The 14,974-nt window shown below is 75.1% G+C and carries 16 protein-coding genes and 1 pseudogene; 6 read left to right on the top strand and 11 right to left on the bottom strand.

All coding sequences use genetic code 11. From position 1 onward, the window contains the following. Window positions 1-150 precede the first annotated feature (150 nt). Window positions 151-585, bottom strand: a complete 435-nt coding sequence (locus tag ACFY4B_RS13665; protein ID WP_181970903.1) for a CBS domain-containing protein — start codon at window positions 583-585, stop codon at window positions 151-153. A gap of 270 nt (window positions 586-855) precedes the next feature. Here ACFY4B_RS13665 and ACFY4B_RS13670 point away from each other — a divergent pair, with 270 nt between their 5' ends. From ACFY4B_RS13670 to ACFY4B_RS13680, 3 genes and pseudogenes are all read left to right on the top strand, one after another. Then, window positions 856-1,290, top strand: coding sequence for a VOC family protein (locus ACFY4B_RS13670; protein WP_387967903.1), 435 nt, complete (start codon window positions 856-858; stop codon window positions 1,288-1,290). 127 nt (window positions 1,291-1,417) lie between these two features. After that, a pseudogene (gene ligD, locus ACFY4B_RS13675) lies at window positions 1,418-2,287 on the top strand (non-homologous end-joining DNA ligase); the annotation flags it as partial. A gap of 96 nt (window positions 2,288-2,383) precedes the next feature. Continuing rightward, window positions 2,384-3,238: a DNA ligase gene (locus tag ACFY4B_RS13680; RefSeq protein WP_387967992.1), complete on the top strand. Its 855-nt coding sequence runs from the start codon at window positions 2,384-2,386 to the stop codon at window positions 3,236-3,238. A 21-nt stretch (window positions 3,239-3,259) separates the two neighbouring features. Here ACFY4B_RS13680 and ACFY4B_RS13685 read toward each other — a convergent pair whose 3' ends face one another. From ACFY4B_RS13685 to ACFY4B_RS13700, 4 genes are all read right to left on the bottom strand, one after another. Next, window positions 3,260-3,844 (bottom strand): type 1 glutamine amidotransferase domain-containing protein, encoded by a 585-nt coding sequence (locus tag ACFY4B_RS13685; RefSeq protein WP_049660559.1) that lies wholly within the window; start codon window positions 3,842-3,844, stop codon window positions 3,260-3,262. Between the two features lie 11 nt (window positions 3,845-3,855). Further along, the gene (locus ACFY4B_RS13690) at window positions 3,856-4,152 is read right to left on the bottom strand and encodes a PRC-barrel domain containing protein (protein ID WP_387967905.1); all 297 of its coding nucleotides are present in this window, start codon (window positions 4,150-4,152) and stop codon (window positions 3,856-3,858) included. A 4-nt stretch (window positions 4,153-4,156) separates the two neighbouring features. Then, window positions 4,157-4,570 carry a DUF3040 domain-containing protein gene (locus ACFY4B_RS13695; RefSeq protein ID WP_147409348.1) on the bottom strand — a complete coding sequence of 138 codons (414 nt, stop codon included), beginning with the start codon at window positions 4,568-4,570 and terminating at the stop codon, window positions 4,157-4,159. A 66-nt stretch (window positions 4,571-4,636) separates the two neighbouring features. Then, entirely contained in the window at window positions 4,637-5,083 is a 447-nt protein-coding gene (locus tag ACFY4B_RS13700) for a hypothetical protein (RefSeq protein ID WP_074004917.1), read from the bottom strand. A gap of 340 nt (window positions 5,084-5,423) precedes the next feature. Here ACFY4B_RS13700 and ACFY4B_RS13705 point away from each other — a divergent pair, with 340 nt between their 5' ends. Next, entirely contained in the window at window positions 5,424-6,125 is a 702-nt protein-coding gene (locus ACFY4B_RS13705; protein WP_387967908.1) for a DUF4328 domain-containing protein, read from the top strand. 35 nt (window positions 6,126-6,160) lie between these two features. Here the strand turns inward: ACFY4B_RS13705 and ACFY4B_RS13710 are convergent, their stop codons facing one another. From ACFY4B_RS13710 to ACFY4B_RS13735, 6 genes are all read right to left on the bottom strand, one after another. Further along, window positions 6,161-6,760: a GNAT family N-acetyltransferase gene (locus tag ACFY4B_RS13710; protein ID WP_387967910.1), complete on the bottom strand. Its 600-nt coding sequence runs from the start codon at window positions 6,758-6,760 to the stop codon at window positions 6,161-6,163. Between the two features lie 111 nt (window positions 6,761-6,871). Next, window positions 6,872-7,528: a TNT domain-containing protein gene (locus tag ACFY4B_RS13715; RefSeq protein ID WP_074004920.1), complete on the bottom strand. Its 657-nt coding sequence runs from the start codon at window positions 7,526-7,528 to the stop codon at window positions 6,872-6,874. A gap of 212 nt (window positions 7,529-7,740) precedes the next feature. Continuing rightward, complete coding sequence (locus ACFY4B_RS13720) at window positions 7,741-9,066, bottom strand: geranylgeranyl reductase family protein (RefSeq protein WP_387967913.1); 1,326 nt, start codon at window positions 9,064-9,066, stop codon at window positions 7,741-7,743. A 495-nt stretch (window positions 9,067-9,561) separates the two neighbouring features. Beyond that, entirely contained in the window at window positions 9,562-10,662 is a 1,101-nt protein-coding gene (locus ACFY4B_RS13725) for a calcium:proton antiporter (protein ID WP_074004922.1), read from the bottom strand. Window positions 10,663-10,751: 89 nt separating this feature from the next. After that, a complete protein-coding gene (locus ACFY4B_RS13730; RefSeq protein ID WP_387967915.1) occupies window positions 10,752-12,356 on the bottom strand; it encodes a protein kinase in 1,605 nt (534 codons plus the stop codon). Beyond that, entirely contained in the window at window positions 12,353-13,114 is a 762-nt protein-coding gene (locus ACFY4B_RS13735) for a serine/threonine protein kinase (RefSeq protein WP_380741498.1), read from the bottom strand. The genes ACFY4B_RS13730 and ACFY4B_RS13735 overlap by 4 nt, the downstream gene beginning before the upstream one ends. A 299-nt stretch (window positions 13,115-13,413) precedes the next feature. Between ACFY4B_RS13735 and ACFY4B_RS13740 the strand changes: the two genes are divergently transcribed. Both ACFY4B_RS13740 and nagB read left to right on the top strand, forming a co-directional pair. Beyond that, the gene (locus tag ACFY4B_RS13740; RefSeq protein ID WP_143204672.1) at window positions 13,414-13,821 is read left to right on the top strand and encodes a hypothetical protein; all 408 of its coding nucleotides are present in this window, start codon (window positions 13,414-13,416) and stop codon (window positions 13,819-13,821) included. 311 nt (window positions 13,822-14,132) lie between these two features. Next, a complete protein-coding gene (gene nagB, locus ACFY4B_RS13745; RefSeq protein ID WP_387967917.1) occupies window positions 14,133-14,915 on the top strand; it encodes a glucosamine-6-phosphate deaminase in 783 nt (260 codons plus the stop codon). Window positions 14,916-14,974: the final 59 nt, after the last annotated feature.

Here is a 14,974-nt window from a genome sequence, read left to right on the forward strand (position 1 = left end):
CGTGCGCATTCGTACAAGACGCACCGCTGCCCCGCCCGGCACGCTCGAAGGGCCCGGCCGGTACGGGGGGCCGGCCGGTCACCGGAGCGGGCGGGGCGGGGCCGGGCAGGGCGGAAACGGGGCGGGCGGGCCGGTCGGGGTGTCAGCCGGTCAGTGCTTCAGGTACACGCTGTCCATGAATTCGATGATCTGCTGATCGGTCAGCCGCTGGCCTTCGCGGTGGCCCATCGCCAGGTCGGCCTCGCTGATCATGCCCACCAGCCGGTCCCCGTCGATCACCGGGATGCGCCGGATCTGGTGCTGCTCCATCTTGCGCAGCACCGCCTCCATGCTGTCCTCGGCGCGTACGCAGTGCAGGTGGCCGCCCAGTTCGATGGCCGTCATCGTGGCCGGGTCCTTGCCCTCCGCGATACATCGCAGCACGATGTCGCGGTCGGTGATGATGCCCTTGAGCTTCTGGTCGTCGCCGCAGATCGGCAGCGCGCCCACGTGCTTGTCGCGCATCATCCGCGCGGCCTCGGCGAGCGTCTGGTGAGCGCCGATGCACTGGGCACCGGTGTGCATGATGTCTCGGGCTTTGGTCACGGGGACTCCTTCGTCGGTGGTTCCCCCCGCCGGATCCCCCCGCATCCCCCTGGCGGTGCTCCCGGGCTCCCGCCGTCGGGGCGGAAGGGGGCTGTGACCGCGCCCTCACCATAAGCAATCCCGCCTCCGCCCGCGACCCCGCGCAGCCGGAGCGGGCGAGTCCGCGCGACCTTCGAGGCGGGGCCCGGGGCGCGGCCGCAGAGTGGAGGAGAACGCGACCGGCCCGGCTCCCGGCCCGGCCACCCGCACCTCCCGAGGAGTGAGCGAGCGATGGACACCACCGAGACCCCCGCCCCGCAGGTCTGGCCCAACCTGCGCGCCACCGACGCCCGGGCCCTGATCCGCTTCCTGGTCGACGCCTTCGGCTTCCAGGAGGTCGTCACCTACGGCGAGGGCGAGTTCGTCGCGCACGCCGAACTCGCCTGGCCCGAGGGCGGCGGCGTGATGCTCGGCTCCGACCGTCCGACACCCGAGGACGCCGAACCGTGGCCGGGCCGGCCGGGCGGCTTCACCGCCTACGTGGTCACCGCCGACCCGGACGGCGTGCACGCCCGCGCGGTGGCCGCCGGGGCCCGGATCACCACCGGGCTGTACGAGACCGACTACGGCTCGCGCGACTTCGCCGCCGCCGACCCGGAGGGCAACCGCTGGTACTTCGGCACCTACCCGGGCGCGCCCCGGCCGGCCGTCCGCCCACGGGGGTGAGGCGGTCCGCGGTCGCGGACGGCCCGGAGCGGCGGCGCCGAGGCGGTGGCCGCCGGACCGGGGCAGACTGACAGCGGGGCCACCCCACCGGAGGCATCGGAGGCATCGGAGGCGGACCGTGCCGCAGATGACGGTGGACGGGCGCACCCTCGCCCTCTCCCACCTCGACAAGGTGTACTACCCGCGCACCGGCACGCCCAAAGGCGAGGTGCTGCGCTACTACGCCGCCGTGCACGCCGCGCTGCTCCCGCACCTGCGCGACCGCCCGGTCTCCTTCCTCCGCTGCCCGGACGGCGTCGAGGCGGAGGTGTTCGTCGCCAAGAACCCGCCGCCCGGCACCCCGGACTGGGTGCGCACGGTCGACGTGCCGAGCAACACCGGCGAGCTGCGCCAGGTGGTGTTGGAGAGCGGCGCGGCGCTGCTGGCGGTCGCCAACCTGGGCTGCCTGGAACTGCACGTCCCGCAGTGGCACGCGGCCCGACCCGCCCTCGCCGACCGGCTGGTGCTGGACCTGGACCCCGGCGAGGGCGCCGACGTGCTCACCTGCCGCACGGTCGCGCTGCTGCTGCGCGAGCGGCTCGCGGCGGACGGCCTGACGGCCTGGGTGAAGACCTCCGGCTCCAAGGGCCTGCACCTGCTGGTCCCGATCGAGCCCGCGCCGAGCGCCCGGGTCTCCGGGTACGCGAAGGCGCTGGCCGCCGCCCTGGAGGCCGAGCACCCGGAGCTGGTGGTGCACACCATGGCCAAGGCCCGCCGCCGGGGCCGGGTGCTGGTCGACTGGTCGCAGAACAACGCCAAGAAGACCACCGCCGCGCCGTACACCCTGCGGGCCAGGCCGCTGCCGACCGTCTCCACCCCGCTGGCCTGGGCGGAGCTGGAACGGGCCGCCGACGAGCGGGACCTGGTCTTCACCCTCGCCGAGGTGCCCGACCGGCTGGCCGCCCACGGCGACCTGCTCGCCCCGCTGCTGGACCCGGAGCGGGCCCGGCCGCTGCCCGGCGCACCGGCGGCGCCTCCGCCGACGGGGTCACCGCCGACGAGGCGGGCGGAAGGAGCGCGGCCGGCCCAGGTGCTGCACCCGCCCGTCGAGGTGATGCGCCCGGCCGCCGTGGCCGCCGTCCCGCCCGCCGACGGCCTGGGCGGCGGGGGCGTGCAGTACGAGCTGAAGCTGGACGGCTTCCGCTGCGTCGCCTTCGCCCGGGGCGGGCGGCCCGCGTACCTCCAGTCCCGCGGCGGCCGCGACCTCGCCCCCGAGTTCCCGCCGATCGCCGCAGCCGTCGCCCGGCTGCCGGAGGGCCTGGTGCTGGACGCCGAGCTGGTCGCCTGGCGCGACGGCCGGTTCGCCTTCGGCGAGTTGCTGCGCACCCGCCGGGCCCGCGCCGCCGCCACCGGGGTCGCGCTCGGCCTGATCGCCTTCGACCTGCTGGCGCTGCCCGGCCGCGACGTACGGGCCCTTCCGCTCACCGACCGCCGCCGGCTGCTGCTCGCCGCCCTCGCCGACGTCCCGCCGCCGATCCGGCCGGTCATGGCCACGACCGACCGGGCGGAGGCGCTGGAGTGGACGGAGCGGCTCGCCGACACCGGGGTGGAGGGGCTCGTCTGCAAGGCCGCGGCAGCCCCGTACCGCCCGCGCGGCGCGGGCCGGGTCTGGGTCAAGTACCGCCGCGGCGACACCCTCGACGCCACCGTCCGCGCCGTCACCGGCCCGGCCACCCAGCCGCACGCGCTGATCCTCCAGCTGGACGACGGCCGGGTGTTCCTGACCACCCCGCGGCTCACCCCGGTCCAGTCCCGCGAGGTCGCCGAACTCGCCCGCCCCCTGCTCGGCCCGCCCGCCACCGACCCGGACCACGGCCCGGTCCACCCGCTGACCGCCCCGCTCCGCGCCGAGTTCACCCTCACCGGCCGCCCGCCGTCCGCCACCTTCCTCCGCCTCCGCGGCGACTGACCCCGCCCTCGCTCCCCTTGCTCACCGCCTCCGTTTCGCCGCCGCGTGGGCGAACTCCGTCACGAAGGCGTCGTCGAACAGCGGCAGGTCGCCCGGCTTGCGGCTGGTGACGAGCGGGCCGGGGCCGTCGTGGCAGACGTGGACCGGCTCGTCCACCCAGTGGGCGCCGGCGTTGACCAGGTCGGTGCGCAGGCTGGGCCAGGAGGTGAGGGTGCGGCCGCGGACGGCGTCGGCCTCGATGAGCGTCCAGGCCGCGTGGCAGATCGCCGCGACCGGACGGCCGGCGGCGCAGTAGGCGTGCACGAAGGCGACCGCCGGGCGGTCCAGGCGCAGCCGGTCGGGGTTGGCGACGCCGCCGGGGAGGACCAGCCCGTCGTAGGCCGCCGGGTCGGCCTCGGCGACCAGGGCGTCCACGGCGAAGGTGTCGCCCTCGGCGTGGTGCCGGACGGTGCGGACCCGGCCCTCGGCGGTGGACAGCAGCCGCGGGGTGCCGCCGGACTCGGCGACGGCCTGCCAGGGGTCGGTCAGTTCGACCTGTTCGGCCCCGTACGGTGCGACCAGGAAGGCGATCACGCGTCCGGTGAGCGTGGTGGACGGCCAGCCCATGGCGTGGTCGCTCAGCGCGGGTGCGGGGCGGTCAGGTCGACGGCCGCGGGCGGAGCGGAGCTGAGCCTGGCGCGCGGGCAGTCGAGGTGGACGGCGCGGTCGAGGTGGTCGAGCCGGGCGACCAGCCCGGCTGGGACGAGCACCCGGGTGCCGGGCACCCAGGGTTCGGCGTCGACCAGCAGGTGGTCCCCGGCGTCCTGTTCGACCCGGCCGACCGGGCCGTCGGTGGCGAGCACCTCGTACCCGACCAGCGTGAACTCGGCCGCGGGATGGGAGCCCGGGCGGTACTCCCACAGGTCGGTGGTCATGGTGTCACGCCTCCGGACGGTCCCAGGGCCGCCGTTCGCGGCGCTCCCGGCGTTCCCGGGCCTCCGCCGGGTCCACCGCTTCGGTGCCGCCGCGGCCGGCGCGGCGGCGGCGCAGCAGCTCGGAGGCGGCGAACGCGGCCGCCACGGTGGCCGCCCAGACCACGCCGAGCGCGACCAGTACGGCGGTGGCCGGGGTCCGCAGGCCCACGCCGAGGCAGATCATCGTCATCACCAGGGCGGTCAGCACGACCCCCGCCGAGAACCTGCGCCCGATGCCGCGGAGCACGCCCCGGACCCGGCTCGGCGGCTCGGCGCCCATGGTGCTCAGCTTCCGGTCGAGCCGTGTGTCCTGGCGCAGATCGGACTCGATCTCCTCGAGGAGCCGCCGCTCCCATCCGCTCAACGCGGGTCCGTCCATCTCGGTCACCTCCGACACTTCGGGTGACGTGCTCGCACCCGGGCGGTTGCCCGGTACGGGCTCGCGCTAACCGTTCCGGGCACCGCCTGTTCCGGCGCCGACGGGCCCGAACGCCCGGGGGCGGGCGAGCAGGCTGTCGTCCAGGACGCTCAACAGGGCGGCGGCGTCGCGGTGGACCTCGGCCGCGCCCGCCGCCCGCAGCTCGGGGCCGGTGTCCCGGCCGGCCGCCAAGGCGACGCACGGCACCCCGGCCCGCCGCGCCGCCCGGACCTCGCGCACGCTCCCGGCGACGGCCACGGCGTGCGAGGGCCTGCCGTCCACCAGGTCCAGCGCGGCCCGCACCGGGTCGCCCCCGGGGTCGGCCACGGCCAGTGCCGGAGCCCCGGCCGGCCCGGGGCCGGTCAGCACGACCGTCCAGCCCCGTACCGCGCACTCGCGCAGCAACTCGGCACCGCCGGGCAGCGCGGGCTGCCACCAGTCGGTACCGAAGAGAGCCGCCGAGACCACCGTCATGACCACCGCTTCCGTTCGCGGGCGACGCACCGAACGCTCTCTTCCAGGTTAGGTCGCTCCCCCGCCGCGCGCGCAGCCTGCGCCCCGTGGATCCGCGGCGGGGGGCCGTGGCAAGGAGCCACGGCGGGGGGCCGCGCGGCCGTCGGTTCGCGCCGCCCGGACCGCCGCTCCGCGCGTGCGCCGTCGCTCCGGAGCGCGAGCCGGGGCCGGGGCGGGGGCGGCGGCCGCGCGCCGGGGCCCGTCGTGCGGTGCGGTCCGTGAAAAGCCGCTGGTCCGGGGCTGCCCGCAGGCCCTAGGGTGTCGCCCCGTCACATTGGTCCAGTCCAGGAGTCCGTCCCCGATGCCTTCGCCCGCCCTGTACCGCTCGCCCAGACCCAGCTCCACCGCCGCCACCGTCCTGCTCGCCGTGTGCGGCACCGCGACCCTCGCCTCGCTCGCCGCGGGCTTCCGCCTGTACGGGGAGGCGGGGGAGTTCGCCGCCGACTCCGACCTGGCCGACGACTCCGCGCTGACGGACGCGGCCCTGCTCTACGACAACGTCAGCCTGGTCCAGACGCTCACCCTGCTGGCCTCGGCGGTCGCCTTCATCACCTGGTTCCACCGGGTGCGGGTGAACGCGGAGGTCTTCGACCCGAGCGGGCACCGGTTCAAGCGCGGCTGGGCGATCGGCGGCTGGTTCACCCCCGTGGTCGCCCTCTGGTTCCCGTTCCGGATCACGGTCGACACCTGGACGGCCAGCGCCCGGCCGGACGCCTCCGGGGTGCGCCTGCCGCACCCCCAGCCGCTGGTCAACCTCTGGTGGGCCACCTTCTGGCTGGCCAACGCGACCGGCCGGTTCGGCGCCAACTACCTGAACTCGGCGAAGTACCCGGACGACTACCAGACCGCCCTCGGCTGGCTGCTGGTCTCCGACGTGCTGGAGGTGGTCGCCGCCGTCTTCGCCGTCCTGGTCGTCCAGCGGCTGACGGCCATGCAGGAGGAGCGCTTCGCCGAGTCCACCGCCCACGCGTACGCGGTCCGCGGCGGGACCGTCCGGGGCTGAGCCGTTCCGCCGGCCGCGGGCCCGCGGCCGGGCGCTCAGTCCGTGAACGGGTCCGAGGCCAGCCGGGCGTGCAGGTGCTCGTCCGTGTAGACGCCCCCGCCGTAGGTGTAGGAGGCGCGCAGGGTGCCCTCGTACGGGAAGGCGGCCCGCTCGGCGACCCGGCAGGAGGCCTCGTTGCCGACGGCGTGGTAGAGCTCGATCCGGCGGGCGCCGGCGTGCTCCACCGCCCAGCGGGTGACGGCGGTGGTGGCCCGGGTGGCCAGGCCCCGGCCGCGGGCCGCGGCGAGCAGCCAGTAGCCGACCATGGCCACGCCGTCGTCCCGGTTGCTCCACCCCAGGTAGGCGTTGCCGCAGAGGCTGCCGTCGGCGGCGTCGATCACGGCGAAGGGGGCCGCGCTGCCGTCGGCCCAGCTCGCCTCGCAGCGCTCCAGGTAGGCCTGCGGGTCGAGCGGGCCGGTGGCGCTGAGCGGGTTCCAGCGGGCGACGGCCGGGTCCGCCGCGGCGGCGAGCAGGGCGGGCACGATACCGCCGGCCACGTCGAGGCCGGGCCCCCACGGGCGCAGCACGGCGTCGCCGAGGTCGAGGACGGTGGGGCGGAACAGCCGCTGGGCGGTGCCGGGATCGCTGATGGTCATCCCGTCTTCCTATCCCCCGCTCCCCCGGGCCCGCCAGCGAATATTCCGGTTCCCGACTTCGCCCGCCCGCTCCGCCCTCGTGGACGGAGCGGGCGGGCGGACGGGGCGCGGTCAGATCCGGGCCAGGTAGCCGTTCTCCACCAGCCAGAGCACGTTCAGCTTGGCCGGGCCGCCGGGCAGCAGGGTGGCGTCGAGCTGGTACTGGAGGCCCCAGCCGGGCTGGTTGAACCAGGGAGCGATCGGGCCGGCGTGCACCGTGAAGGCCTTGACCACCTTGTAGTCGTGGTAGTTGCAGGCGGCCGGCGGGGTGCCGTCCAGGCTCTGCGGCGGGAGCGCGCGGCTGGCGTAGGGCAGGCCCTCGGGGGCGAGGTAGGCGCCGTACTCGCTGCCGTAGCGGTCGATGTTCTGGTTCGGGTAGAGGGTGAGGTCGAACTCGATCGGGCTGCCGTCGGGCAGGGTGACGTAGCCGTCGGCCGGCGGGTATATCCAGCCGCCCTTGCCGCCGTTGCCGGCCGGGTCGTAGTACTTGGCCAGGAAGTCCTGCTCGCCCGCGCCGCCGGTGCGCTGGTAGCCGACGAGCTGGCGGCCGACCGGCCCGGCGGTCGGGAGGTCGGCCGGGCCGAGGCGGGCGTCGTCGTGGCGGAAGGCGGCGGAGCACTGGTCGGCGGGGGTGGCCGCCGGGGCCGCGACGGCGGCGGGGACGGTCACGGCGGTGAGGGCGGCGGCCGCGGCGAGCGGCGCGACGAGCAGGCGAAGGCGAAGGCGCACGGTGTCTCCGTCGAACGGGTCAGCGGTCGAAAAAGGAGCCACGGAGGAGCGTTGTGCTCACCCTCCGTGGCTGGTTCGACACCAGGCAATCGGATCATCTGATCATTCGTCAACATGATCCGTGCGACTGCGCGTTCGACTCAGCGGATTCGGCCAAAGCCGGGACACCGGGACCGCCCGTCCGCGAGGATGAGCGGTCCGGCACGCCCGGGTCACTTCCCCGGGGTGACCCGCCCGAGCAGGTGGAGCAGCCGGTCGAGGGCGTCCTTGGAGTTCGGCTCGGTCAGGTTGGCCATCAGCCGGAACGCCGCCTTCAGCAGCGCCGGGTGGCCGAGCCCGGCCGCCCCGGCCGCGCCGCGCAGCTTCGGGCGGCCCAGCATGTCGGCGGCCAGGCGGCCGAGCGCGAAGTAGCCCGCGTAGGCGGAGCGCAGCGCCTGCGGGTAGGCGCGCAGGGCGAGTTCGCGACCGCGGTCGGTGCGGCGGGCGAGGGCCTGGACGATGGTCTCGGCGGCGTAGCGGCCGGACTCCATCGCGTAGGCGATGCCCTCGCCGGTGCCCGGGCTGACCGTCCCGCCCGCGTCGCCGATCAGCAGCAGGCCGTCGGCGTAGTGGGGCGCGCGGTTGAGGCCCATCGGCAGGGCGGCACCGCGGATCGGCTCGGTGACCGCGTCGGGGGTGTAGCCGTACTCCGGGGGCAGGCCGTCGCACCAGCGCCGCAGCACCTCCCGCCAGTCCGCCTCGGTCCCGGCGGTGTCCAGGACCCCGAGGCCGACGTTGGCGGTGCCGTCGCCCATGCCGAACACCCAGGCGTAGCCGGGCAACTGGCGCCGGGCCCGGTCGTCGGGGTCGCGCAGATCGAGCCAGACCTCCAGGTAGCGGTCGTCGTGCCTCGGGGTGGTGAAGTACGTCCGGTACGCGACGCCCATCGCGCGGTCGGTGCGGCGGTAGCGCCGCATCGCCACCGACAGCCGGGTGGAGTTGCCGTCGGCGGCGACCACGACCGGGGCCCGGTAGGCGACCGGCCGGCGCTCCTCGCCCAGCTTGGCGGTGACCCCGGTGATCCGGCCGGTCCGCTCGTCCAGCGTCGGGCCCGTCACATTGGCGCGTTCGACCACCCGGGCTCCGAGCGAGGCGGCCTTGCGGGCGAGCAGTTCGTCGAAGTCGGCGCGGCGCCGGACCAGTCCGTACCCGGGGTAGGCGGAGAGCTCGGGCCAGTCGAACTCCACCGAGCGGTGCCCGGAGATCAGCCGCAGGCCCCGGTTGTGCAGCCAGCCGGCCTCCTCGGAGACGTCGATGCCGAGGTCGGTCAACTGCTTGACGGCGCGCGGGGTGAGGCCGTCCCCGCAGACCTTCTCGCGCGGGAAGGCGGACTTCTCCAGCAGCAGGACATCCAGTCCGGTCCGGGCGAGGTGGGCGGCGGCGGTGGAGCCGGCCGGTCCGGCGCCGACCACGATGACGTCGGCGCTCCCCCCGTCCTGGACGGCCTCCCCGCCACTGACGGTCTCCTCGGGCCGGACGGTCTGCTCTGGGCCGGGCATCGCACTCTCCCACGGGTCGGATCGGCTGTCCGCGCGACGGAGTCCTCGGACTGGGCGGTTCCGGACGGACGATAGAGAACCCCGGCGCCCGCCCGCCGCCCCGACACGCAGGCCGCCCCGCGAACCGGCCAATACCGGCCACCCCTGCCGTACGGGTCCACCCGCCACGCCGGATCCCGGACGCAACCGAGCCCCCGGCCCGCGAGCAGCAGCGGGACCAGGGGCTCTCCGTCGTTCCGCGGCGCGGACCCCTCGGGGGGATCAACGGCGGTCGCGCCGGGTTCGACGAGGGCCCCGACCACGGGGGCGGACCGGGGCCCTCATCCGGTACCACGGCCGGCACCGCCTCCCGGGTTCACCACCAGTCCCACTGGTCTCACTAGTCCCACTGACACCACCGGCACCACCCGATCCGGCCCCGGGAACGGCGGAAGCCCCTGACCGCACGGGGGAACGTGGCAGGGGCTTCCACTGTCGACTACGGCCGGCGGGCCCTCACGGGTTCAGCGCCAGCACCACGTACCCCGCCAGCACCGCCAGGTGCACCGCGCCCTGCAGCGGGGTCGCCCGGCGCGGGATGACGGTGAGGGTGAGCAGCACGATGGTCAGGCTCAGCAGCACCATGTGCGCCGGGTCGAGGCCGAGGACGAGCGGGCCGGAGAGCCAGGTGGAGGCGATCGCGACCGCCGGGATGGTCAGGCCGATGCTGGCGAGCGCCGAGCCGAGGGCGAGGTTGAGGCTGGTCTGCACCCGGTTGCGGACGGCCGCGCGCAGCGCCGCGATGGTCTCCGGCAGCAGCACCATCATGGCGATCACGACGCCGACCACGGCGTGCGGCAGCCCGGCGTCGTCCACCGCCTTCTCGATGGTCGGCGACACGCCCTTGGCCAGGCCCACCACCGCCACCAGGGCGACGGCGAGCAGCAGCAGGCTGATCCCGGCGGCCCGGAGGGTGGGCGGGGAGGCGTGCTCCTCCTCGGCCAGCACCCGGCCCTCGGGGGTGACGGGCAGGAAGTAGTCGCGGTGCCGGACGGTCTGGGTGGCCACGAACAGGCCGTAGACCACCAGTGAGGCGGTGGCCGCGAAGGTGAGCTGGGTGGTCGAGAACTGGGGGCCGGGCGAGCTGGTGGTGAAGGTCGGCAGCACCAGGCTGAGGGTCGCGAGGGTGGCGATGCAGGCCAGCGCGGCGCCGGTGCCCTCGGCGTTGAAGACGGCGGTCCGGTACTTGACGGCGGCGACCAGGATGGACAGTCCGAGGATGCCGTTGCAGGTGATCATCACGGCGGCGAAGACGGTGTCCCGGGCCAGGGTGGAGGACTTGTCCCCGCCGTCGGCCATCAGCGTCACGATCAGCGCGACCTCGATCACGGTGACCGCCACGGCGAGGACCAGTGACCCGAAGGGCTCCCCCGACCAGTGCGCGATCACCTCCGCGTGGTGCACGGCCGACAGCACGGCGCCCACCAGGAAGCAGGCGACCACCGCCACCACCCAGCCGGGGAGTTCCTTGTGCCAGGTCAGGGCGAGGACGAGGAACGACACCACCGGGACGACGACGGTCCATTGCGCGAGAGCCGCGCGGAGCTTCGTGATCATGCCGCCGAGGATCCCAGACCGGAGGCCCGTCACCCGGGTGCCCGCGCCGGATACATAGGGATGTGGCATAACTCATCCCAATTCGGCAGTCACCCACCGTAGCCATGAAGGTACTGAAGCACTTTGTCGACATGTCGCCGAAGCCGTTCCGGGACGCCCCCGGCGGTCGCCACGGTCTTGTCGCTGGTCCGGTAGGCCGCCGCGACCAGGGCGGGCAGGTCGCGGGTGAAGCCGTGGCGCTTTATCTGCTGGTCGAGCCAGCAGGCGTAGTTGCCCATCGCGGCGATCGCGTCGCCCGGGTCCCAGTACGACTTCGGACCGGCATGGGTGGCGGCCTTGCCCCAGGCCTCGAAGACGGAGGGCGTCCACAGGGCGATGCCGTACTCGCCGGTCTCCGGGCGGGCGGCCTTCGGGTCGAAGCCGCTCTCGGCCTTCAGCATGGCGGCCAGCAGCACCGGGGTGACCTCCGGCTCGGGGCAGCGCCGCGCCGCGGTCTCGATCATGCCCCGATAGGCCACCGGGACGTCCGATCCGGCCGGGATCGCGCCGGGCGGCGGGGGCGCCGCGCGCTCAGCCGCGCCCGGACCGCCGGACTCCGGGCCACCGGCCAGGACGAGGACGGCGAGCCCGCAGGCGAGCAGGCCCGCGCCGGACCGGACGGCGGCCTGGACGGCGACCCGGACAGCGGCCCGACGGCCCCGGCCCGGAACGGCGGCGGCCCGGGCGACCAGCGCCGCCAGCCCGGCCGGCCCGGTCCGGATCCGCTCCTCCCGCCCGGGGGCGAGGCAGGCGGCGACCACCGGCCGCCAGCGCACCGGCAGCGCCTCGTCCAGCCGCAGCGGCGCGGCGCCCCGCGCGTACGCCTGGGCGGCCAGCGAGCGGGCCCGGCAGGTGGCGCCGAGGAAGGGGTGCAGGCCGCCGGTGAGCACCTGGTGGGCGATCACCCCGAACGCCCAGACGTCGGCACTCGGACGCACCGCGATGCCGCGGGCGCCGGTGCGCTCGGACCACCACTCGGGCGGGACGTGGTCGGGCGAGCCCAGCGGCGGGGCGTAGGCGTGGGTGCCCTCCAGCTCGGCGGTGAGGCCGAAGTCGGCGATCTTCGCGGTGCCGTCGGGCATCAGCAGGACATTGGCCGGTTTCAGGTCCCCGTGCACCCAGCCGACCCGGTGCATGTGGCTCAGCCCCGCGCAGACCTCGGCCAGGATCCGCTCGGCGCCGGGCACCGCCGCACCGGGGCGGGCCTCGCCCAGCAGGTCCTGGAGGCTGCCGGCGGCGCGTTCCATCACCAGGGCGACGGCACCGTCGAGCGCCGGGTGGTCCGGGTCCTCGACGGTGGCCACGGCGAGGGTTCGGATCAGGTGGGGGTGGTCGGCGCGGCGGCTGAAACGCTGTTCACTGCGGGCCATCCGGGCCACGGTCCGGCGCTGGCCGGGGGCGAACCGGGCCGCGCCGAGGATCTTGACGGCGGCCTGGCTCCCGTCGGGGCCCTCGGCTGCGTACACACTGCCCCAGGCACCCGCGCCGAGGAAGGCGCCGAGGCGGTAGCCGGCGATCGGGTAGCCCTCCGGGACCGCGAAGGACGGGCCCCCGGACGGCCCGGGGTCGGAACCCGGCTCCGGCCCGGGCTCGGACCGCGGCGACGGCTCCGGCTCGGACCGCGGCGACGGCTCGGACGGGGCGCCGGGCGTCACGGCCGGGCGACCGGGCGCCGGGGCGGGAGCAGGGCCAGGTGCTCCTCCCGGACGAGGTCGAACTTCAGCGCCAGCGCCACCAGTTCCTCGCGCTTGCCGCCGGCCGGCCCTTCCTCGTACGGCTCGCGCAGCCGCAGCTTGGCCTCCACCAGGTAGTCGATGTGGTAGTTGACCGCCGAGCGGCTCAGCCCGCGGCAGCCGGGCAGGGCGCGCAGCCGGGCGAGCACCTCGGTCACCCCGGGGACGGCGGCGGCGGAGGGCGAGCGCAGCCGGGGCTCGCAGAGCGCGAGCAGGACCAGGAAGTACTTGGCGGTCGGGTCCAGGGCGAACGGGCTGACGGTGTGCTCGCCGTCGGCGCCGCCGGGCCGCCCGTCGAGGTAGGCGTGCTGCGGGGCGAAGACCTTGAAGGCCGCGGGCTCGCCGAGCGCGGGCAGCAGCACCCGGGAGAGTTCGAACGGGACGGGGGCGCCGAGCCGGCCGGGCGCGACCTTGACGTGCTCCCCCGCGCCCTCCAGGTTCTCCACCACGTAGGTGGCCGAGGTGCTGAAGTTGGACAGCCGCCAGTAGTCCTCGGCCGCGACCACCTCCCCCGCCCGGCGGGAGACGCCCTGGTCGGGCAGTGGGATGGGGACCGGTCGGCCGGGCTCCCCGCGCCCGAACACCGCGGTCTCGCCCGGGCCCATCCGCAGCAGGCCGGGGGCCCCACCGGGCCTCATCCCGGGCCCGGGGCCGGGCAGTTGGACGATGACCGTGTCCACGCGGCACCTCCGTGGGATCGGGTCGATACCTCCGTGGGATGGGGTCGATGGTATCCGTCCTATTCGCCCCGGGGGCAAACCCGCCACCCGGACGGGTGAGGAACCGCCCTTTTCCGCCCATGAACTGATCATCCGTCAGGACTGGAGTTGTCCGTGTGCTGAACAGATAAGGAATGGTTGCAGGATGTAGTTGAACGGTCACCATGAGTGTGACGCAACGCACACACAACACGTTCACGATGTGTGCAAGACTCATCTCAAGGAGTGAGATTCCCTTAATTTCCAAGGAGGTTCGTATCATGCGCGCTCGGATCGCAGCTGTGGTGATGGCGGCGGCAGGGATCGCCGGCCTGACGGCGGCCCCGGCCATAGCGGCCACCGCGACGTCCGACACCGACACCGCGCTCTGCGCCACGGTGCTCAACCAGCCCTGCATCTCGCACCAGGCCGACGGCGCCGGCATCGTCGGCGTCGCCCAGGTCAGCGCGGACCCGGGCCAGTTGACGCTGGTTCGGGTCGAGGTCCGCACCCAGGCCGCCTGGGGCAGCCCCTGGGAGGCGGTCGCCTCCGCGACCACCGTCCGGTTCGGCTCCGCCAAGGCGGTCACCCCGCGGGTGACCGCCGGCGCCCCCCGCATGATCTGCGCGACCGCCGGCCCCGCGCTGGACGTCGCCAAGCAGGTCACCACCTGTACCCGCCCGTTCTGATCGCGGGGCCGCCGAGGCGCCGCACCCGCCACCCCCACGCCGTCCGTACGACCGGGCAGCCGTCCGGACGACCAGGGGGCGGGAAGCAGTAGAGGGCACCACCACCGGGGCCGGCCGCCGGGACATCCCATCCCGACGACCGGCCCCGGTCGTCCTGATCGGGCGGCAGCCGTCCCGATCAGGCAGAAGAGGCGGTGGCGGAGATCATCCGGAACGCGGACCCGGGTGGACCTGGGGCACCCCTTCACGGCAAACTGGTCTAGACCTTGGAGGTCTAGACCTCAGCCTCGCCTCAGAACGGTGGACCCAGTATGGAAATCGTGATCGTCCCTGACGCCCGTGCGGCCGGCGAACTCATCGCCGCGGCGATCACCGATCTGCTGACCGACAAGCCCGACGCCCTGCTCGGCGTGGCCACCGGCTCGACCCCGCTGCCGATCTACCAGGCCCTGGCCGAGCGGGTCCGCGACGGCCGACTGGACGCCGCCGAGGCGCGCATCTGCCAGCTGGACGAGTACGTCGGCCTGCCCGCCGGCCACCCGGAGTCCTACCGCTCGGTGGTGCTGCGCGAGGTCGTGGAGCCGCTCGGCCTGACCGAGGACTCCTTCCTGGGCCCGGACGGCAACGCCTCCGACATCGCCGCGGCGGCCACCGCCTACGACCGCGCGCTGGCCGAGGCCGGCGGCGTCGACCTCCAGCTGCTCGGCATCGGCACGGACGGCCACATCGGCTTCAACGAGCCCTGCTCCTCGCTCTCCTCCCGGACCCGGATCAAGACCCTGACCCGGCAGACCCGCGAGGACAACGCCCGCTTCTTCGACAGCCTCGACGAGGTCCCGCACCACGTCATCACCCAGGGCATCGGCACCATCCTGGAGGCCCGCCACCTGGTCCTGCTCGCCACCGACGAGGCCAAGGCCGAGGCCGTCGCGCTCGCCGTCGAGGGCCCGCTCTCCGCGGTCGTCCCCGCCTCGGCGCTGCAGCTGCACCCGCACGCCACCGTCGTGGTGGACGAGGCGGCCGCCTCCCGCCTCAAGCTCGCCGACTACTTCCGCGACACCTACGCGGCCAAGCCGGCCTGGCAGAAGCTCTGAGCGCTCCCGGGCAGCGGCCTTGACGGCCGTGACGGCCGGGGCGCCGGCCACCGACTCCC

The sequence above is a fragment of the Kitasatospora sp. NPDC001261 genome (assembly GCF_042896795.1).
Lineage (GTDB): Bacteria > Actinomycetota > Actinomycetes > Streptomycetales > Streptomycetaceae > Kitasatospora.

Bases quoted from the DNA above. Each gene is read 5' to 3' on its own strand.
- ACFY4B_RS13700 (WP_074004917.1), bottom strand. From the start codon at position 5,083: ATGACGGTGGTCTCGGCGGCTCTCTTCGGTACCGACTGGTGGCAGCCC.
- ACFY4B_RS13685 (WP_049660559.1), bottom strand. From the start codon at position 3,844: ATGGGCTGGCCGTCCACCACGCTCACCGGACGCGTGATCGCCTTCCTG.
- ACFY4B_RS13740 (WP_143204672.1), top strand. From the start codon at position 13,414: ATGCGCGCTCGGATCGCAGCTGTGGTGATGGCGGCGGCAGGGATCGCC.
- ACFY4B_RS13725 (WP_074004922.1), bottom strand. From the start codon at position 10,662: ATGATCACGAAGCTCCGCGCGGCTCTCGCGCAATGGACCGTCGTCGTC.
- nagB (WP_387967917.1), top strand. From the start codon at position 14,133: ATGGAAATCGTGATCGTCCCTGACGCCCGTGCGGCCGGCGAACTCATC.
- ACFY4B_RS13710 (WP_387967910.1), bottom strand. From the start codon at position 6,760: ATGACCATCAGCGATCCCGGCACCGCCCAGCGGCTGTTCCGCCCCACC.
- ACFY4B_RS13705 (WP_387967908.1), top strand. From the start codon at position 5,424: ATGCCTTCGCCCGCCCTGTACCGCTCGCCCAGACCCAGCTCCACCGCC.
- ACFY4B_RS13695 (WP_147409348.1), bottom strand. From the start codon at position 4,570: ATGGACGGACCCGCGTTGAGCGGATGGGAGCGGCGGCTCCTCGAGGAG.
- ACFY4B_RS13680 (WP_387967992.1), top strand. From the start codon at position 2,384: ATGCGCCCGGCCGCCGTGGCCGCCGTCCCGCCCGCCGACGGCCTGGGC.
- ACFY4B_RS13690 (WP_387967905.1), bottom strand. From the start codon at position 4,152: ATGACCACCGACCTGTGGGAGTACCGCCCGGGCTCCCATCCCGCGGCC.
- ACFY4B_RS13670 (WP_387967903.1), top strand. From the start codon at position 856: ATGGACACCACCGAGACCCCCGCCCCGCAGGTCTGGCCCAACCTGCGC.
- ACFY4B_RS13720 (WP_387967913.1), bottom strand. From the start codon at position 9,066: ATGCCCGGCCCAGAGCAGACCGTCCGGCCCGAGGAGACCGTCAGTGGC.